15 protein-coding genes are annotated in these 16187 nt (G+C 72.2%); 11 read left to right on the top strand and 4 right to left on the bottom strand.

The window, feature by feature from the left end; genetic code table 11:
- Nucleotides 1-17: 17 nt before the first annotated feature.
- Nucleotides 18-1025, top strand: a complete 1008-nt coding sequence (locus Q9G87_RS48935; RefSeq protein ID WP_305923537.1) for a TrmB family transcriptional regulator — start codon at nt 18-20, stop codon at nt 1023-1025.
- A 16-nt stretch (nt 1026-1041) separates the two neighbouring features.
- Here the strand turns inward: Q9G87_RS48935 and glgA are convergent, their stop codons facing one another.
- A complete protein-coding gene (gene glgA / locus Q9G87_RS48930) occupies nt 1042-2214 on the bottom strand; it encodes a glycogen synthase (RefSeq protein WP_305923536.1) in 1173 nt (390 codons plus the stop codon).
- Between the two features lie 160 nt (nt 2215-2374).
- Between glgA and glgC the strand changes: the two genes are divergently transcribed.
- Entirely contained in the window at nt 2375-3610 is a 1236-nt protein-coding gene (gene glgC, locus Q9G87_RS48925; RefSeq protein WP_305923535.1) for a glucose-1-phosphate adenylyltransferase, read from the top strand.
- 68 nt (nt 3611-3678) lie between these two features.
- On the opposite strand, the gene Q9G87_RS48920 is transcribed toward glgC, so the two are convergent.
- Entirely contained in the window at nt 3679-3957 is a 279-nt protein-coding gene (locus Q9G87_RS48920) for a hypothetical protein (protein WP_305923534.1), read from the bottom strand.
- Between the two features lie 231 nt (nt 3958-4188).
- Here Q9G87_RS48920 and Q9G87_RS48915 point away from each other — a divergent pair, with 231 nt between their 5' ends.
- Nucleotides 4189-5667, top strand: coding sequence for an Nramp family divalent metal transporter (locus tag Q9G87_RS48915; protein WP_305923533.1), 1479 nt, complete (start codon nt 4189-4191; stop codon nt 5665-5667).
- 2 nt (nt 5668-5669) lie between these two features.
- Here Q9G87_RS48915 and Q9G87_RS48910 read toward each other — a convergent pair whose 3' ends face one another.
- Entirely contained in the window at nt 5670-7751 is a 2082-nt protein-coding gene (locus tag Q9G87_RS48910) for an alpha/beta hydrolase-fold protein (RefSeq protein WP_305923532.1), read from the bottom strand.
- A 108-nt stretch (nt 7752-7859) separates the two neighbouring features.
- Between Q9G87_RS48910 and Q9G87_RS48905 the strand changes: the two genes are divergently transcribed.
- Both Q9G87_RS48905 and Q9G87_RS48900 read left to right on the top strand, forming a co-directional pair.
- On the top strand, nt 7860-8015 hold the full coding sequence (locus tag Q9G87_RS48905) for a hypothetical protein (RefSeq protein WP_305923531.1): 156 nt from the start codon (nt 7860-7862) through the stop codon (nt 8013-8015).
- A gap of 22 nt (nt 8016-8037) precedes the next feature.
- The gene (locus Q9G87_RS48900; protein ID WP_305923530.1) at nt 8038-9180 is read left to right on the top strand and encodes an MFS transporter; all 1143 of its coding nucleotides are present in this window, start codon (nt 8038-8040) and stop codon (nt 9178-9180) included.
- Between the two features lie 227 nt (nt 9181-9407).
- On the opposite strand, the gene Q9G87_RS61000 is transcribed toward Q9G87_RS48900, so the two are convergent.
- Complete coding sequence (locus Q9G87_RS61000; protein ID WP_371825936.1) at nt 9408-10919, bottom strand: IclR family transcriptional regulator domain-containing protein; 1512 nt, start codon at nt 10917-10919, stop codon at nt 9408-9410.
- 110 nt (nt 10920-11029) lie between these two features.
- On the opposite strand from Q9G87_RS61000, the gene Q9G87_RS48885 reads away from it, so the two are divergent.
- From Q9G87_RS48885 to Q9G87_RS48860, 6 genes are read left to right on the top strand one after another with little or no spacing between them, the layout of a single operon-like run.
- Nucleotides 11030-11782, top strand: coding sequence for a CoA transferase subunit A (locus Q9G87_RS48885; protein WP_305923529.1), 753 nt, complete (start codon nt 11030-11032; stop codon nt 11780-11782).
- Nucleotides 11779-12408 carry a CoA transferase subunit B gene (locus Q9G87_RS48880; protein WP_305923528.1) on the top strand — a complete coding sequence of 210 codons (630 nt, stop codon included), beginning with the start codon at nt 11779-11781 and terminating at the stop codon, nt 12406-12408. The genes Q9G87_RS48885 and Q9G87_RS48880 overlap by 4 nt, the downstream gene beginning before the upstream one ends.
- A complete protein-coding gene (locus tag Q9G87_RS48875; RefSeq protein ID WP_305923527.1) occupies nt 12405-13550 on the top strand; it encodes a thiolase family protein in 1146 nt (381 codons plus the stop codon). The genes Q9G87_RS48880 and Q9G87_RS48875 overlap by 4 nt, the downstream gene beginning before the upstream one ends.
- Nucleotides 13551-13555: 5 nt before the next feature.
- A complete protein-coding gene (pcaH, locus tag Q9G87_RS48870) occupies nt 13556-14308 on the top strand; it encodes a protocatechuate 3,4-dioxygenase subunit beta (RefSeq protein ID WP_305923526.1) in 753 nt (250 codons plus the stop codon).
- Complete coding sequence (pcaG, locus tag Q9G87_RS48865) at nt 14305-14829, top strand: protocatechuate 3,4-dioxygenase subunit alpha (RefSeq protein ID WP_305923525.1); 525 nt, start codon at nt 14305-14307, stop codon at nt 14827-14829. Before pcaH ends, pcaG begins: the two co-directional genes overlap by 4 nt.
- Nucleotides 14816-16186, top strand: a complete 1371-nt coding sequence (locus tag Q9G87_RS48860) for a lyase family protein (protein WP_305923524.1) — start codon at nt 14816-14818, stop codon at nt 16184-16186. The genes pcaG and Q9G87_RS48860 overlap by 14 nt, the downstream gene beginning before the upstream one ends.
- Nucleotide 16187: the final 1 nt, after the last annotated feature.

Raw genomic sequence — 16187 nt, 5'->3', positions numbered from 1 at the left:
TGGCCAAGATCGGGGCCATGCTAGAAGACGGCCGGGCCCTGGAGGTCGTGGGAATCAGCGCGTTCGATGAGCACGTCTACCGGTGCGTGCTGGCCTGCCCCGGCATCACCGTGCAGGAGCTCGTCATGAGGAGCGGCGAGAGCGCGGGGCGCATCCAGTCGTCGCTGAGCAGGCTCCGCGCCAGGGGCCTGATCAGCCGCCTATGGGGGCGCTCGCCCCGCTGGACGGCGACGAATCCGGGCACCGCGATCCGCTCGCTGGTCCGGGGCATGCAGAGCGAGCTGGACCGGCTCACCGACACGGCCGACGAACTGGAGGCGGCCTTCCGCAACGTCGGCACGGACCCCGAGGGGAGCGGGCAGTTCGAGGTCCTGGCCGGGCCCGAGGAGCAGGCCCGCTGGTACGTCCGGCTGCAGCAGGAGGCCAAGGAGGAGGTGCTGACCTTCGACCGGCCCCCGTACGTGCTGGACTACCACAACCCGCTGCAGACCGACCTGCTCCGCAGCGGCGTGCGCTACCGCACCATCTACGTGCCGGAGGCGTTCGACCACACCGGGGCGCTCGACGAGGTGGGCAGCCTGATCAGGGCGGGCGAGGAGGCGCGGATCCTGCCCTCGCTGCCGTTCAAGATGGCGCTCGTCGACCGCCGGCGGGCGGTCATGCCGCTGCACATGGACCCGCCGCTGACGCGCGGCGTGCTGATCAGGGGGTCCACCATGGTCGTGGCGCTGGTGGAGCTGTTCGAGCGCCTGTGGCGGGAGGCCCTGCCGGTGCGCCCCGAGCTCTGGTCGCACGACAGCTCGCCGGAGCCCGCCCAGGAGGACGAGCCGGCGACGGACCTCGGCCTCGACGACCGCAGGCTGCTGGCGTTGCTGGCGGCCGGGCTCAAGGACGACGCCATCGCCCGCCAGCTCGGCACCAGCCCGCGCAGCCTCCGCCGCCGCCTGCGCCACCTCCTCGACGAGCTGAACGCCGAGACCCGCTTCCAGGCCGGCGCCCAGGCCAGCCGCAGAGGCCTCGTCTGACCGCCACCGCCCTTGCTCAGGGGCGCAGTGCCGAGTACAGCTCCATGGTGCGGTGGGCGATGCGTTCCCAGGAGAAGTGCTCGACGGCCCTGACGCGGCCCGCCTTCCCCATCGCGGCGGCCCGGCCCGGGTCCGCCAGCAGGGTGTTGACACGTTCGGCCAGGTCCGCGGCGAAGCGGTCCGGGTCGTGCGGCGTGCCGTCGGCGCCCTGCTCGATCGGCACGAGCAGCCCCGTCTCGCCGTCGGCCACCACCTCGGGGATGCCGCCGGTGGCGGTCGCCACCACGGCCGTCTCGCAGGCCATGGCCTCCAGGTTCACGATCCCCATCGGCTCGTAGACCGACGGGCACACGAACACCGTCGCGTGCGTCAGCAGCTGGATCACCTCGGGCTTGGGCAACATCTCCTGGATCCAGACGACGCCGTCGCGGTCGAGGTCGCGGACCAGCTGCGTCACCTCGGCCGCGATCTCCGTCGTGTCGGGCGCGCCGGCGCACAACACGAGCTGGGCGTCGGGGTCGAAGGAGCGTGCCGCGTGCAGGAGGTGGATCAGGCCCTTCTGGCGGGTGATGCGGCCCACGAAGACGACGTAGGGCCGGCTCAAGTCCACGCCGTGCTTCCGCAGGACGTCCAGGCCCGGGTCAGGGACGTATTCGGCGGTGTCGATGCCGTTGTGGATGACGCTGACCTTGTCCGGCGAGATCTCCGGGTAGGCGGCCAGGACGTCGCGGCGCATGCCCTCCGAGACCGCGATCACCGCGTCCGCGGCGGCCAGGGCGGTGCGCTCGGCCCACGACGAGATCGTGTAGCCGCCGCCGAGCTGCTCGGCCTTCCACGGCCGCAGCGGCTCCAGGCTGTGCGTGGTGACCACGTGCGGGATGCCGTGCAACAGCTTCGCGACATGCCCGGCGAAGTTGGCGTACCAGGTGTGGGAGTGGACGACGTCGGCTCCCTGGCAGGCGGCAGCCATCTCCAGGTCGACGCCGAGCACCTGCAGGGCCGCGTTAGCGTCCTGCAGCCCGCCCGGCACCCGGTAGGCGGAGACGCCGGGCTCGTCGCGGTCGGCGCCGAAGCAGCGCACCCGCACGTCGGCCAGCCGCCGCAGCTCTCTGGCCAGGTATTCCATGTGCACGCCGGCGCCGCCGTACACCTCCGGCGGGTACTCCCGGCTGAGCAGATCAACACGCATGAGACGACCTTACGGTCAACGTGAGCATAGGGAACACAATCGACGAGCCCAAGGTCGGTAACCCCGGCTCGGGCCATTGAACGGCAAATCAGGACACGAAGGAAGTTCTCCGTGCCGGGATTCGTCGATAGATCGGCCATTTGAGGGTAGCGTCTCGGGCATGAGGTCCCGGAGGGTGCTTGCGGTTGTGCTGGCAGGTGGAGAGGGTAAGAGGCTCATGCCGCTCACGGCGGATCGGGCGAAACCGGCGGTGCCGTTCGGGGGGATATATCGGCTCATAGATTTCGTGTTGTCGAACCTGGCGAACGGCGGGTTCCTGAAGATCGTCGTCCTGACCCAGTACAAGAACCACAGCCTGGACCGGCACGTCTCGCGGACGTGGCGGCTGTCGGCGATGCTGGGCAACTACGTGACGCCCGTGCCCGCGCAGCAGCGGCTCGGGCCGCGGTGGTTCTCCGGGTCCGCGGACGCGCTCTTCCAGAATCTCAACCTGATCTACGACGAGATGCCCGAGCACGTGATCGTGTTCGGGGCCGACCACATCTACCGCATGGATCCGCGGCAGATGGTCGAGCAGCACGAGGACTCCGGCGCCGACGTGACGGTGGCCGCGATCAGGCAGCCGCTGTCGCTGGCCGACCAGTTCGGCGTGATCGAGACCGACCCCCAGGGGCGCAGGATCGTCGCCTTCAGGGAGAAGCCCAAGGACGCGGTGGGGCTGGCGGACTCCCCCGACGAAGTGTTCGCCTCCATGGGCAACTACGTGTTCAAGACGCAGTCGATGATCGACGCGCTGCGGGAGGACGCGCTCGACCCGACCAGCAAGCACGACCTGGGCGGAAACATCATCCCGATGCTGGTCAAGTCGGGCGGCGCCGACGTCTACGACTTCGCCAACAACATCGTGCCGGGGTCGAGCGAGCGCGATCGGGGCTACTGGCGTGACGTGGGGACGCTGGACGCCTACTACGAGGCCCACATGGATCTCATCTCGGCGCACCCGGTGTTCAACCTGTACAACGACAAGTGGCCGATCTTCACCGGGCACGACCCGCTGCCGCCCGCCAAGTTCGTGCACAACGACGGAGACCGCGTGGGACGGGCGATCGACTCGCTGGTGTCGCCCGGCGTGATCGTCTCCGGCGGCACGGCGATCCGGTCGGTCCTGTCCCCCAAGGTGGTGCTGCACTCGCACGCGCGGGTGGAGGACTCGGTGCTGATGGAGAACGTCAAGGTCGGGCGGGGCGCGATCGTGCGCAAGGCGATCATCGACAAGAACGTGGTGATCCCTGACGGGGCGCGGATCGGATTCGACCTTGAATACGACCGCACCCGGTTCGCCCTGACCCGGGGCGGGGTCGTGGTCATCGGCAAGAACGAGATCGTCGACCGGTAGGCGGCGCGCGGCGGCTCGGGCAGGGTCGGACAGGCGCGCGGCAGGGAGCCGTGGTGCCGCCTGAGGCACTAGTAGCCCAGGCTGTAACCTGCGGGATCGCCCGTGCTGCTGCCATTGTCGGTGCTGACGTCGTCGTAGCCACTCGTCGAGTCGTCGCTGTACTGCTCCTCGCAGGAGATGACCTCGTGCTGGGCGGCGTAAATGCCCGAGCCGCCGCTGCCGAGGGTGTGGACCTGACCGCCGATGGTGAGTTCACATTCGGCCGGGCGGGCGTCGGCCGGGCTCGCCATGGCGACGACCGCGGTGGCGGCAAGGGCGCCACCGGCAGCTATGAGGTTGACTTTCATGATCTCTCCCTGCGGTCGCTTATGGCAACACATCATCACTCTAAGTAGTCATTCCGGGAACATGCGGTAACGCCACGCGCAGTCGTTGCGTCGCGTTGCGGAGGCTGTTGCACAAGATCGCGAGATATGGGTGGTTTCAAGGCCGACCGCCAGGACGCGTGGTCCGTCCATCGCCGATTGGGTCTTGATGCGGCCGTCGTTCGGGATCACGCTGAACGACAGGAGGCAGTGATGTCGCACCCACTCGGAGTCAGCCGCCCGGATCTCGAAGTCACCGACCTGCCCACGCCGGAGGAGGTCTTCAAGGTCTCCAAGATCGGCCCCAAGGAACTCTTCAAATACGCCGTCGGCCCCAGCCTGATCGCACTCGGCATCTCGATCGGGAGCGGCGAGTGGCTGCTGGGCCCGCTGAGCGTCGGCCAATACGGATTCGTCGGCGTCGGCTGGGTCATCCTGGTCTCGGCGCTGCTGCAGACCTTCTACAACGTCGAGTGCTCCCGGTATGTCCTCGCCACGGGCGAGACCCCGGTGGTCGGCTGGGGGCGGGTGCCGCCGGGCTGGCCGCTCTGGGTGCCGCTCTCGGTCTTCATCGTGATCTTCGCGTTCATCGCGGGCGGCTGGGCCGCGTCGGCGGGGCAGGGCGTGTACGCGCTGGTCCACGGCGTGCCCCCGGCGGCCGGGGACGCGGAGCCGCGCTGGTGGGCCATCGGCCTGCTGGTGCTGGTGTTCCTCATCACCGCCGCCGCACGCCGCGTCAGCCGCGCGCTGGAGCTGGCGAACTGGGTGCTGGTCGGGACGATCCTGCTCGCCCTGCTGGCCGTGGACCTGCTCGTGGTGCCGTTCAGCCAGTGGTGGGAGGGCATCCGCGGCTTCATCACGCCCGCCGCGCCGCCCGCCGGGATCACCGCGACCCAGCTCGGCGCCCTGGCCGGCTTCACGGCGCTGGCGTCAGGACTCAACTGGTACGTCATGGGTCACTACCGTGACAAGGGCTATGGCATGGGCCACCGCGTCGGCTACATTTCGGGCCTGCGCGGCGAGCGGCGGCCGATCCTGGCCAGCGGCGTCACCTTCCCCGACGACGAGCGCAACCGGGGCCTGTGGCGCCGGTGGTATCGGCTGCTCATGGTGGACATGTGGGGCGTGTTCTTCGTCGGCGCGATCCTCGGCATGCTGCTGCCCACGATCCTCATGGCCCAGGCGGTGCAGCTGTCGGGCGAGCGGCCCACGCGCGCCAACGTCCCGACGTTCGTGGCCAGCGCGCTGGGCGGCGAGTACGGGCGCACGGTGTTCTACATCGCGCTGGTGGTGGGCGTGCTGATCCTGTTCTCCACGCAGCTCGGCATCTTCGAGGCGATGGTGCGGGTGACGACGGACGCCGCCAACGCCACCAGCCCCCGCCTGCGCCGGCTGATCGAGGGCGACCCGCGCCGGTTCTACTACCCGTTCATGCTCCTGCTGCTGGTGATCATCTCGATCATCATCTTCCAGTCGCTGCCGGTGGGGCTGGTGGAGTGGTCGGCCAACATGTCCAACCTGGGCGCGCTGTTCTATCCGTTCCTGCTGATGTATCTCAACAGCAAGCTCCCGCGCCCGGCGCGCCCGCGGCCGTGGCATTACATCATCCTCGTCCTGAACTTCCTGTTCTTCGGCTTCTTCTTCGTCAACTTCATCGCCGACTTCGTGGGCGACCCGCTGGTGACCTTCTGAGCTCAGCTGATCAGGAAGACGTCGCCGTTGCCCAGTGCGGCGCCCCCGGACGGGGCGCCGTACGTCAGGCCGGAGATCGCCACCTGGCCGGCAGCGGTCGTGGTGGCGTACAGGTTCGGCTCGGCGAAGGGGTCGACGGCGTCGTCCCTGGCGGTGCCGAGCTGGGCGGCGGCACGTTGCGTGCCCCGGCCGTCCAGGCGTGCGGTCAGCACGTCGGCGCCGCCTGCCGGCACCCCGATCCGGCCGCGGGTGTAGCCCACGACCTCCACCTCGCCGCCCGGCAGCGCCGCCACGGCGGCGCCCTCGTCGGCGGCCGGGGTGGCGAGCGTGTGCTCCCAGCGGCGGCGGCCCTGCCCGGTGTGGGCCACCGTGTACCCGTCGCCGCCCGATGCGCCCGTGGCGACGGCGAGGCCCTCCGTGGTGACGGTCACCGCATTCAGCCGGTCGTCGCCGGAACCGCCTGCCGTCGTGGCCCACGCCCTGCTGCCGTCGGCGGCGGCGAAGGCGGCGAGCCAGCCGTCGAGGCCGCCGAGCGCGGTCGTGCCGGGCGGGGCCGCGGTGGCGCTGCCGGTGACGTAGAGCGTCGTGGCGTCCGCGGCGACACCGTACGCCTTGTCCTCGCCCGTGCCGCCGTACTGCCTGATCCAGGACACCTCGCCCGCGGGGGTGAGCCTGGCGACGATGGCGTCCTTGTCGCCGCTGTTCGGCCCGTCCAGGGAGCCCTTGGTGTAGCCCGCCACGTACGCGCCGCCGTCGGGCGCGGCGGCGAGCCCGTAGAGGCGGTCGGCGGCGTCCGGCGCGCCGAACTGGGTGATCCACCGGACCGTGCCGTCGGGGCCGAGCCTGGCCACGAACGCGTCGTCGGCCGTAGTGCCCGGATGCCGGCCGTCGAGGTCGCCCTTCGTGTACCCGGCAGTGAGCACGCCGCCGTCGGGCAGCGGCGCGACGCCGTACAGGCGCTCGTCCGCCGGGGTTCCGAACTGCCTGGTCCAGCCGCCGATCCGGGACACCACGGCGTCGAGCCGGCCTGCGGGAGACTGGCCCGCCGCGTACCCGATGGTCAGGGCCCCGTCCGCGTGGGCCGCGACGCCGCCCGCCCAGTCGGTGGCGGCCGTGCCGTGCAGCGGGGCGGGCAGGCCGGTCGGGGGCGTGACACTCAGCCCGGGGCCGAGCTCGGCCATGGCCTGCTCGAAGGCCGGCGTCCAGACCGACCAGTCGTGGCCCCCGTCCATGACGCGCAGCTGCGCGGACAGGGCGGGTGAGCGCCTGGCGGCGTTATAGAGGGCGGCGGACTCGAAGTCCAGGTCGTGGCGGGCGTCGGCGGGGTCGGGGTTGGCGTACTCGTCGTCGCCGACGGCCACGAACAGCCGCACCGGCAGATCGGGGTCCAGATCGGGCAGCGGCGCCGGGTAGGCGAGCTCGCGGTAGACCTCGTCGGAGAACTTCTCCTCCCCTCGGCCGAAGGCGCCGTAGTCGCGGGTGGAGGAGTCGGACGGCGGCAGCGGCGTGTAGACGGCCGGACTGAGCACGGCGGCGGCGCTGAACACGTCCTGGTGGGCGAGCGCGAACCGCAGCGCGCCCGCGCCGCCCATCGAGTAGCCGCCGACCAGGCGGGCCTCCCGGATCGGTGCCGTGCGGTACGTGGCGTCCACGTGGGCCACCAGGTCGCGGGTGAGGGCCGTCTCCACCGGACGTCCCGGCAGGTCGACGCCGGTGTAGCGGGAGTCGACGTACCAGTTGCCGCGCTCGCTCCACGGCGCGTCCGGCATGACGGCGATGACCGGCGGGATGCGTTTGGTGCGAATCATGTCGTCGAGAACACTCTTGACGCGGGTCCACGCCTGCATGGTGTCGCCGCGGCCGTGGAGCAGGTAGAGGACCGGGTGGCGGGCGGCGCCGCGGTCGTAGCCGTACGGGAGGTAGGCGGTGTAGGCGATGCGCTCGCCGTCCAGCGCCGGGGACGGCGCGGAGCCGGTGATGAGCGTGCCGGCCGCGCGGATGTCCGTCTCACCGGGAACGGCGAGGAGGAAGAGCGCGGCGAGTGCGGCCAGTGTGGCGGCGCCGAGCTGGCGAGGTAAGGGCATCGACCGCTCCTGTAAACGTTTACGGAAGGCACCTTGTGGTGTTTCGGCAGAGTTTCCAGGGAGGGGTGTTGCGATGTCAACCAAGGCGGCTCGATAGGTTGGAGCGTCATGTGTGTGCACATCGACGCCGTAGCCACAGTCCGGCGGCCGGCCGACGGCGGGGACGGCGAGCCCGGCGACGGGCGCAGCGACCGGGGCGAGTGCAGCGACCGGGGCGGCGACGGGCGCGGCGACCGGGGCAGCGGCGGGGGCGGCGATGTCTGAGGGGGACGGTCGCGGGAGGCGGGTGACCGCCGTGTTGCTGGCTCACGCCGCCGCCACGCAGGTCATCACGTTCGTGCTGCGTCCCACCATGTCGTACCGGGCGATCGAGCTCGACGTCCCCGCAGCGTTGCTCGGCCTGCTGGGCGCGAGCTTCGCGATCGCACCGCTGCTCCTGGCGCTGCCCGCCGGGCACGCCGCCGACCGGTACGGCGAGCGGCGCCTGGCCTTGACCGGTGCACTCCTGCTCACCGCCGCCAGCGTCGCGTTCTTGACGATCGGGCACACCATCCCGGGGCTGCTCGCGGCCGGGGTGCTGCTGGGCACCGGGCATCTGGGCTGCGTGATCGCCCAGCAGGCACTCGTGGCCAACACCACCCGGCGCGGCGGCCACGACACCGCCTTCGGCCACTACACATTCGCCGCCTCGCTGGGCCAGGCCGCCGGCCCGGTGCTGATCGCGGCGTTCGGCGGGGAGCGGGCGATCCCGGACACCGATCGCATCTTCGCCTGGTCGTGCGGTCTGGCCGTGCTGCTCGTCGTGTTGTCGGCGCTGCTGACCCGCAGCCCGCACCCGGCCGACGGTGAACGAGAGGCGGCGGGCAGCGTGCGCTCCCTGCTGCGCCTGCCCGGCCTGCCGCACGCCCTGGTGACGAGCTGCGTGGTCATTGCCGCGCTCGACATCACGCTGGTCTACCTGCCCGCGTTCGGCACCGAGCGGGGCCTCACCTCGGGCACGATCGGGCTGCTGCTGACCATCCGCGGCGTGGCGTCGATGGCCTCCCGCTTCTTCCTCGGCCGCTTGTCGCGGGCCGTCGGCCGGCGGCGGCTGCTGGTGACGAGCACGGTGGCGGCCGCCGCCGCGATGCTGGTCACGCCCGTGCCCATGCCGCTGTGGGCGCTGGCCCTCGTGCTACTGATCCTCGGGTTCGGGCTCGGGGTGGGGCAGCCGCTGACCATGTCATGGCTGGCCGAGTCCGCCCCTGCGGGGCTGCGCGGCCGGGCGATGTCACTGCGCCTGGTCGGGAATCGTACCGGGCAGCTGATCCTGCCTGGCCTGGCCGGGCTGGTGGCGGCCGGCATGGGCGCCGCCGGAGTGCTCCTGGTCACCGCGTTGGGGCTCGGCTGGGCCGGCGTGGCGGCCAGGCGGCTGCCCGTCGACCCGTGACCCGCGTGCCGCAGGCTCCTTGCGCCCTCAGAACGGTGACCTGCCGCCCCGCCGGGGTGCGTTGTGTGCCGCCGACCTCCACGAACGATGATCAGAGCGAGTTCCTGACGCGGTCGCGCCGCCACGCGCCATGGGCTGAAGCTCCTCGAGTACAAGCCGCGCGAGACGACCTGGTGCCCGGTCGACGGCTCCACCGGCTACGTCTGGGTCACCACTCGAGCCGTGGTTCAGCGGGTCAAGCGGGCGGCCTCGGGCAGGGCGCCGTTCCAGGCGGGGCCGTGGACGTACGCCAGGTCGGCCTCCATGCGGGCGGCCGCGTCCTGGAGCGCGGGCAGGACGTCGCGCACCAGGTCATCGGGGGTGGCGCGGCTGGCGTGCGTGGCGACGTTCACGGCCGCGACCACCCGCCCGGCGCGGTCCCTGATGGGGACCGCCAGTGAGCGCACGCCCTCCTCCAGCTCCTGGTCGACCAGGGCGTACCCGTCGGCGGCCGCCTGCCGCACCGCCGCCTTCAGCTCGGCGGTGGTGGTGATGGTGTGCCGGGACAGCGGTCTTGGGGTGATGGCGTCCAGCCGCTCCTCCGGCTGGCCGGCCAGGAGCACCCGCCCCATCGAGGTCGCGTACGCGGGGAAACGGGTGCCGACGGTGATGTCGACGCTCATGATGCGCTGGGTCGGCACGCGGGCCAGGTAGACGATGTCGTCGCCGGAGAGCACGGCGACCGAGGCGGACTCGTGGACGCGGGCCACCAGGTCGGCCAGGTGCGGCTGGACGACGGCGCGGAAGGCGCGGCCGGACAGGTGGGCGTAGCCGAGCTCCAGGACCTTGGGCAGCAGGACGAAGCGGGGGCCGTCGGCGGCCACGTAGCCGAGCCGTTCCAGTGTCTGGATGGCGCGGCGCACGGTCGCCCGCGGCTGCCCGGTGACCCTGGCCGCGTCGGCCAGGGTCGAGCCGCCCGGCACCGTGCCGAGCGCGACCAGCACGGCCAGGCCGCGGGCCAGCGACTGCAGGTAGCCGGCGCCCAGTTCCTTCTTGGCGGCCCGGGAGGTGTCCTCGGCGGCGATCCCCCTGCGCGGCTCGGGGGCCGGCCGGGCCAGTCTGGCCTCCATCTCCGCGACCGTCTTGAGCAGCCGGGGCAGGGCGTGCTCGCGCAGCCCGGCGACGGTGTGCCTGCTGGTGTGGCTGACCACGCTGACCGCGCACACCGGCGTGCCGTCCGGATCCCGTACGGGCACCGCGACGGCCACCAGGCCCGGCTCGACGAGCTGGTCGTCCTCGGCCCACGACGCCGCCGGGTCGAGCAGCGCGAGCCCGGCCGCGCACCGGCCGGCGGGCAGCAGGTCCCCCACCCGGAAGGCCACCGACATGGTGCGCCGCCGGGTGAACTGGCCGATGAAGCGCACGTGCTCCGGCCCGGGGTCGCCGTCCTTCACGGCCAGCGACACCGACTCGTCGAGGTCCTCGGCCAGCCGCTCGGCCAGCGGGGACAGCACGTCGCGCACGCCGCCGCAGGCGAGGTAGGCCTCCCCGAGCTCCATCAGGCGCGGCGTCAGGTGCACCTCGCGCCCTTCCAGCCGGAGGTAGCCGAGATGGGCGAGCGTGGCCAGCACGCGGTCCACCGTGGACCTGGCCAGGCCGGTCGCGCGGACCAGGTCGGTGGGCCCCAGGCGGCGGCGCGGGTCGCCGGCCAGCACGCACAGCACGGCCAGGCCGCGGTCCAGGGTTCCCGCCGGTTCCATCGCCCACCTCCTCGAGATCCTTTGACAGGAGCGCCTCTCATTACAGATACTCGACCACACAATAGTGGACAAAAGTTCACTATGCGAACACTCCCGGTGAATGGAGCGTCGTGCGGAGAGACAAAGTGGTCGCGACCGCCGAGGAGGCGCTGGCCGGCGTGCGTGACGGCGCGTCGTTCGCGGTCGGCGGCTTCGGGCTGAGCGGCATCCCCAACGTGCTGATCCAGGCCCTCTACAACACCGGGGTGACCGGCATCGGCGTGGTGTCGAACAACTGCGGCGTCGACGGCGGCGGCCTCGGCGTGCTGCTGGCGGCCGGACGCATCGCCCGGGTGACGGCGTCGTACATCGGCGAGAACAAGGAGTTCGCCCGGCAGTACCTCGGGGGCGAGCTGGAGGTGGAGCTGACCCCGCAGGGCAGCCTGGCCGAGCGGCTGCGCGCGGGCGGCAGCGGCATCCCCGCCTTCTACACCCCGGCCGGGGTCGGCACGCCGGTGGCCGACGGCGGCCTGCCGCTGCGCCACAACCCGGACGGCTCGATCGCGGTCGCCTCGCCGCCCAAGGAGGTGCGGGAGTTCGACGGCCGCCCGTACGTGCTGGAGTACGGCATCACGACGGACTTCGCGCTGGTCCGGGCGGCGAAGGGCGACCGGCACGGCAACCTGGTCTTCAGCAAGGCCGCGAGGAACTTCAACCCGCTCGCCGCCATGGCGGGGCGGATCACGATCGCCGAGGTCGAGGAGCTGACCGAGTTGGACCCGGACGAGGTGCACCTGCCGGGCGTCTTCGTCCAGCGGGTGCTCGCGCTCACCCCCGAGCAGGCCGCTGACAAGGGCATCGAGAAGAGGACTATCCGCTCATGAGCTGGACGCGTGACGAGATGGTGGCCCGCGCCGCGGCCGAGCTGCGCGACGGCGACTACGTCAACCTGGGCATCGGCCTGCCCACCCGCATCCCGTCCTTCCTGCCGGCCGACGTGGACGTGATCCTGCACTCTGAGAACGGCATCCTCGGCGTCGGCCCCTACCCAGCCGAGGACGAGGTCGACCCCGACCTGATCAACGCGGGCAAGGAGACGGTGACCGTGCGGGATGGGGCGGCGTTCTTCGACTCGTCGCTGTCGTTCGGCATGATCCGCGGCGGGCACATCGACGTGGCGGTGCTGGGCGCGATGCAGGTCTCGGCCGGCGGCGACCTGGCCAACTGGGTGGTTCCTGGGAAGCTGGTCAAGGGTATGGGCGGGGCGATGGACCTGGTCCACGGCGCGCGCAAGGTCATCGTGATCATGGACCACACCGCCAAGGACGGCTCACCGAAGATCGTCAAGGAGTGCTCGCTGCCGCTCACCGGCAAGGCGTGCGTCCACCGGATCATCACCGACCTCGGCGTGCTCGACGTCACGCCTGACGGGTTGCGGCTGGTGGAGTGCGCGCCGGGCGTGAGCGTGGAAGAGCTGCGGGACCGTACGGGAGCCGAGGTGCTGGCATGAACACCGTTTACATCGTGGACGCCGTCCGCACCCCCTTCGGCCGGCACGGCGGGGCGCTGGCCGGCATCCGCCCCGACGACCTGGCCGCGCACGTCGTCGCGGCGATCGCCGAGCGTAACAACGTGGTGGCCCCGGACGAGGTGATCTTCGGCAACGCCAACGGCGCGGGCGAGGAGAACCGCAACGTCGCCCGCATGGCCGCACTGCTGGCGGGCCTCCCGGTGACCACCCCCGGCGCGACCGTGAACCGGCTGTGCGGCTCCGGCATGGAGGCCGTGATCCAGGCGTACCGGATGATCGCGCTCGGCGACGCGTCCACCGTGATCGCCGGCGGCGTGGAGTCCATGACCCGCGCCCCTTGGGTGCTGCCCAAGCCGGACCGGGCCTTCCCGGCGGGCGGGCAGGAGCTGGTGTCCACCACGCTCGGCTGGCGGCTGATCAACCCGAAGATGCCGGCCGAGCACACCGTGCCGCTCGGCGAGGCCGCCGAGCTGATCGCCGACAAGCACGGCATCTCGCGGGAGGAGCAGGACGCGTACGCGCTGGCCAGCCACCAGAAGGCGGCCAAGTCGTCCTTCGAGCGCGAGATCGTCCCGATCGGCGACGTGACCAGGGACGAGGGCATCCGCGAGGACACCTCGCTGGACAAGCTCGCCCGGCTCAAGCCGGTCTTCCGCAAGGACGGCACGGTCACCGCGGGCAACTCCTCCCCGCTCAACGACGGCGCGGCGGCGTTGCTGCTCACCGACGAGGCCGGGCTGCGCGGCCGCGAGCCCCTGGCGCGGATCACCGCGGGCGCCGCCAGCGCGCTCGAGCCCCGCTACTTCGGGCTCGGGCCGGTCGAAGCCGCGCAGAAGGCCCTCGCCAAGGCGGGCAAGGCCTTCGGCGACCTGGACACGGTCGAGCTGAACGAGGCCTTCGCCGCCCAGGTGCTCGGCTGCCTGGCCGAGCTGCCCGATCTCGACCCCGCCCTCGTCAACCCGAACGGCGGCGCGATCGCGCTCGGCCACCCCCTCGGCGCCTCCGGCGCCCGCGTCACCGGCACCGTGGCGCACCGCCTGGCGGCGGCCGGCTCCGGCACCGGCCTGGCTACTCTCTGCATCGGCGTCGGCCAGGGCCTGGCCGTCGTGCTCGAAAGGTAGGCGCAATGACCCCACCCCTCACCCAGGCGGACATCGATCAGGAGATCGCCGAGCTGCACAAGGCCGCCGACGGCCAGGAGGCGAACCATCCGCCGCGGGACTTCGTCCCCTACCGCAGCAGCGTGCTGCGCCATCCCAAGCAGCCGCTGATCGCGGTGCAGGACCCCGAGGCGGCCGAGCTGTCCGGTCCCGTCTTCGGCGTCACCGACGTCACCGCGCTGGACGCGGACCTGACCAAGCAGCACCTCGGCGAGCCGCTCGGCGAGCGGATCACCGTGCAGGGGCGGGTGCTCGACCGCTCGGGGCGGCCGGTACGCGGCCAGCTGGTGGAGGTCTGGCAGGCCAACGCATCCGGCCGGTACCTGCACCAGCGTGACGATCACCCCGCGCCGCTGGACCCCAACTTCACCGGGGTGGGCCGGTGCCTGACCGACGACGAAGGCCGCTACGCGTTCACGACGATCAAGCCGGGCGCGTACCCGTGGCGTAACCACGTCAACGCCTGGCGTCCCGCGCACATCCATTTCTCGGTGTTCGGCGCGGCCTTCACGCAGCGGCTGGTCACGCAGATGTACTTCCCGAACGATCCGCTGTTCGCCTACGACCCGGTGCTGCAGTCGGTGACGGACGAGCGGGCCAGGCAGCGGCTCGTCGCCGCCTACGAGCATGACCTGTCCGTGCCCGAGTGGTCCCTGGGTTACCGGTGGGACATCGTGCTGGACGGCCCGGCGGCGACCTGGATGGAGGAGGGCCGATGAACCCGACGCCTTCGCAGACCGTAGGCCCGTTCTACGGCTACGCGCTGCCGTTCCCCGGCGGCGGCGACGTGGCCGCCGGCGGGATCACCGTCCAGGGGTACGTGTACGACGGGGCCGGCGAGCCGGTGCCGGACGCGCTGCTGGAGTTCTGGCAGGCCGACCCGTCGGGCGACCTGAGCGGCGCTCCCGGGACGCTGCGGCGCGACCCGGTGACCGGGGCCGTCATCGGGCGGCACGGGCTGGACTTCACCGGGTTCGGGCGGGTGCCGACCGACGCCGACGGCCGGTACGCGCTGCACACGCTGCCGCCCGGCAACGGCTACATCAGCGTGTGCGTGTTCGCCCGCGGCCTGCTCCACCACCTGTACACGCGCATCTACTTCGGCCAGGACGCCTTCCTCGACGGGCTGCCACCGCACCGGCGGGAGACGCTGGTCGCGGTGCGGGAGCGCGAGGGCGTCTACCGGTTCGACATCCATTTGCAGGGCGAGAAGGAGACGGTCTTCCTTGACTTCGGGTGACGTGCCCGGCGCGGACCTCGGGCTGCTGTCCCCGATGCGGGGCGCGGCCGAGGAGACCGGCGACGTCGCCTTCCTGCAGGCCATGCTGGATGCCGAGGCGGCGCTGGCGCGGGCGCAGGCGGCGCTCGGGCTGGTGCCCCGGGAGGCGGCCGAGGCCGTGGCGGCCTGCGCGCGGGTCACGGCGTTCGATCTGCCGGGGCTGGTCGAACGGGCTCGTTCCGGCGGCAATCCGGTCATTCCCTTGGTGGTGGATCTCCGCCAGGCCGCGGAGCCCTATGGCGCGTACGTCCATCGCGGCGCGACCAGCCAGGACATCGTCGACACGGCGATCATGCTCGTCGCGTACCGCACGCTGGGCGCGGTCCTGGCGGACCTCGACCGGGTCGTGGGCGCGCTCGGCCGGCTGGCGGCCGGCCACCGCGACACCCTGATGGCCGCACGGACCCTCACCCAGCAGGCGGTCCCGACGACGTTCGGGCTCAAGGCGGCGGGCTGGCGCCTGCTGGCCGCCGACGCCCGCACCCGCCTGCGTGCCGCCCGGGCCGCGCTCCCGGCCCAACTCGGCGGCGCGGCCGGCACCCTGGCCGCCTTCCACCCCACCCGGGGAACGGCCGCGCCTGCCGGCCCGCCGCCGAACGGCGCCACCGACGCGTGGGCAACCGACGGCGGCGTAGCGGGCGGCGGCACGGCCGACGCGGGTGACAGCACGGCGGCCAGCGGCGGCACGGCGGGTGGCGGCATGGCGGGTGGCGGCATGGCGGGTGGCAGCGCGGCGGGTGGCGATGCCGGGTTGCTGCTCGTGGCTCGGTTCGCGGCGGAGGTCGGGCTGGCGGAGCCGCGGCTTCCGTGGCACGTGTTGCGGACGCCCGTCGCCGACCTGGCCGGCGCACTGGCGTTCACGGCGGGGGCGCTGGGCAAGATGGCGGCCGATGTGCTCGTCCTGTCGCGTACCGAGATCGGCGAGGTGTCCGAGGGCGTCGGCGGCGGGTCGTCGTCCATGCCGCACAAGCACAACCCGGTCAGATCCACGATGATCGCTGCCGCCGCCCGCCAGCTGCCCTTGCTCGCCGCCATCCTGTACGGCTCGCTCGCCGCCGAAGACGAGCGCCCGTCCGGCGCCTGGCACGCGGAATGGCAGCCGCTGCGCGAGGCGCTGCGCCTGGTGGCCGGAGCCGCACGTGACGCCGCCGAACTGGTCGCGGACCTGCGGGTGCACCCGGACCGCATGCGCGCCAACCTGGCCCTGTCCAACGTGCCCGAGTCCGGCACCCTGTCCGACGTGCCCGGGTCCGGCACACTGTCCGGATCGGCAGGTTCCGCACGGGCCCTGGTCGAGCGGGCGCTCGAGGAGGAATGAC

This window comes from Nonomuraea turcica (assembly GCF_030718205.1).
Classification (GTDB): Bacteria; Actinomycetota; Actinomycetes; order Streptosporangiales; family Streptosporangiaceae; genus Nonomuraea.
Note: the sequence above shows the minus strand (reverse complement) of the source record. Positions and strands in the feature narration are given on the sequence as shown.

Bases quoted from the DNA above. Each gene is read 5' to 3' on its own strand.
- Q9G87_RS48935 (WP_305923537.1), top strand. From the start codon at position 18: ATGCTAGAAGACGGCCGGGCCCTGGAGGTCGTGGGAATCAGCGCGTTC.
- glgA (WP_305923536.1), bottom strand. From the start codon at position 2,214: ATGCGTGTTGATCTGCTCAGCCGGGAGTACCCGCCGGAGGTGTACGGC.
- glgC (WP_305923535.1), top strand. From the start codon at position 2,375: ATGAGGTCCCGGAGGGTGCTTGCGGTTGTGCTGGCAGGTGGAGAGGGT.
- Q9G87_RS48920 (WP_305923534.1), bottom strand. From the start codon at position 3,957: ATGAAAGTCAACCTCATAGCTGCCGGTGGCGCCCTTGCCGCCACCGCG.
- Q9G87_RS48915 (WP_305923533.1), top strand. From the start codon at position 4,189: ATGTCGCACCCACTCGGAGTCAGCCGCCCGGATCTCGAAGTCACCGAC.
- Q9G87_RS48910 (WP_305923532.1), bottom strand. From the start codon at position 7,751: ATGCCCTTACCTCGCCAGCTCGGCGCCGCCACACTGGCCGCACTCGCC.
- Q9G87_RS48905 (WP_305923531.1), top strand. From the start codon at position 7,860: ATGTGTGTGCACATCGACGCCGTAGCCACAGTCCGGCGGCCGGCCGAC.
- Q9G87_RS61000 (WP_371825936.1), bottom strand. From the start codon at position 10,919: ATGGAACCGGCGGGAACCCTGGACCGCGGCCTGGCCGTGCTGTGCGTG.
- Q9G87_RS48880 (WP_305923528.1), top strand. From the start codon at position 11,779: ATGAGCTGGACGCGTGACGAGATGGTGGCCCGCGCCGCGGCCGAGCTG.
- Q9G87_RS48875 (WP_305923527.1), top strand. From the start codon at position 12,405: ATGAACACCGTTTACATCGTGGACGCCGTCCGCACCCCCTTCGGCCGG.
- pcaH (WP_305923526.1), top strand. From the start codon at position 13,556: ATGACCCCACCCCTCACCCAGGCGGACATCGATCAGGAGATCGCCGAG.
- pcaG (WP_305923525.1), top strand. From the start codon at position 14,305: ATGAACCCGACGCCTTCGCAGACCGTAGGCCCGTTCTACGGCTACGCG.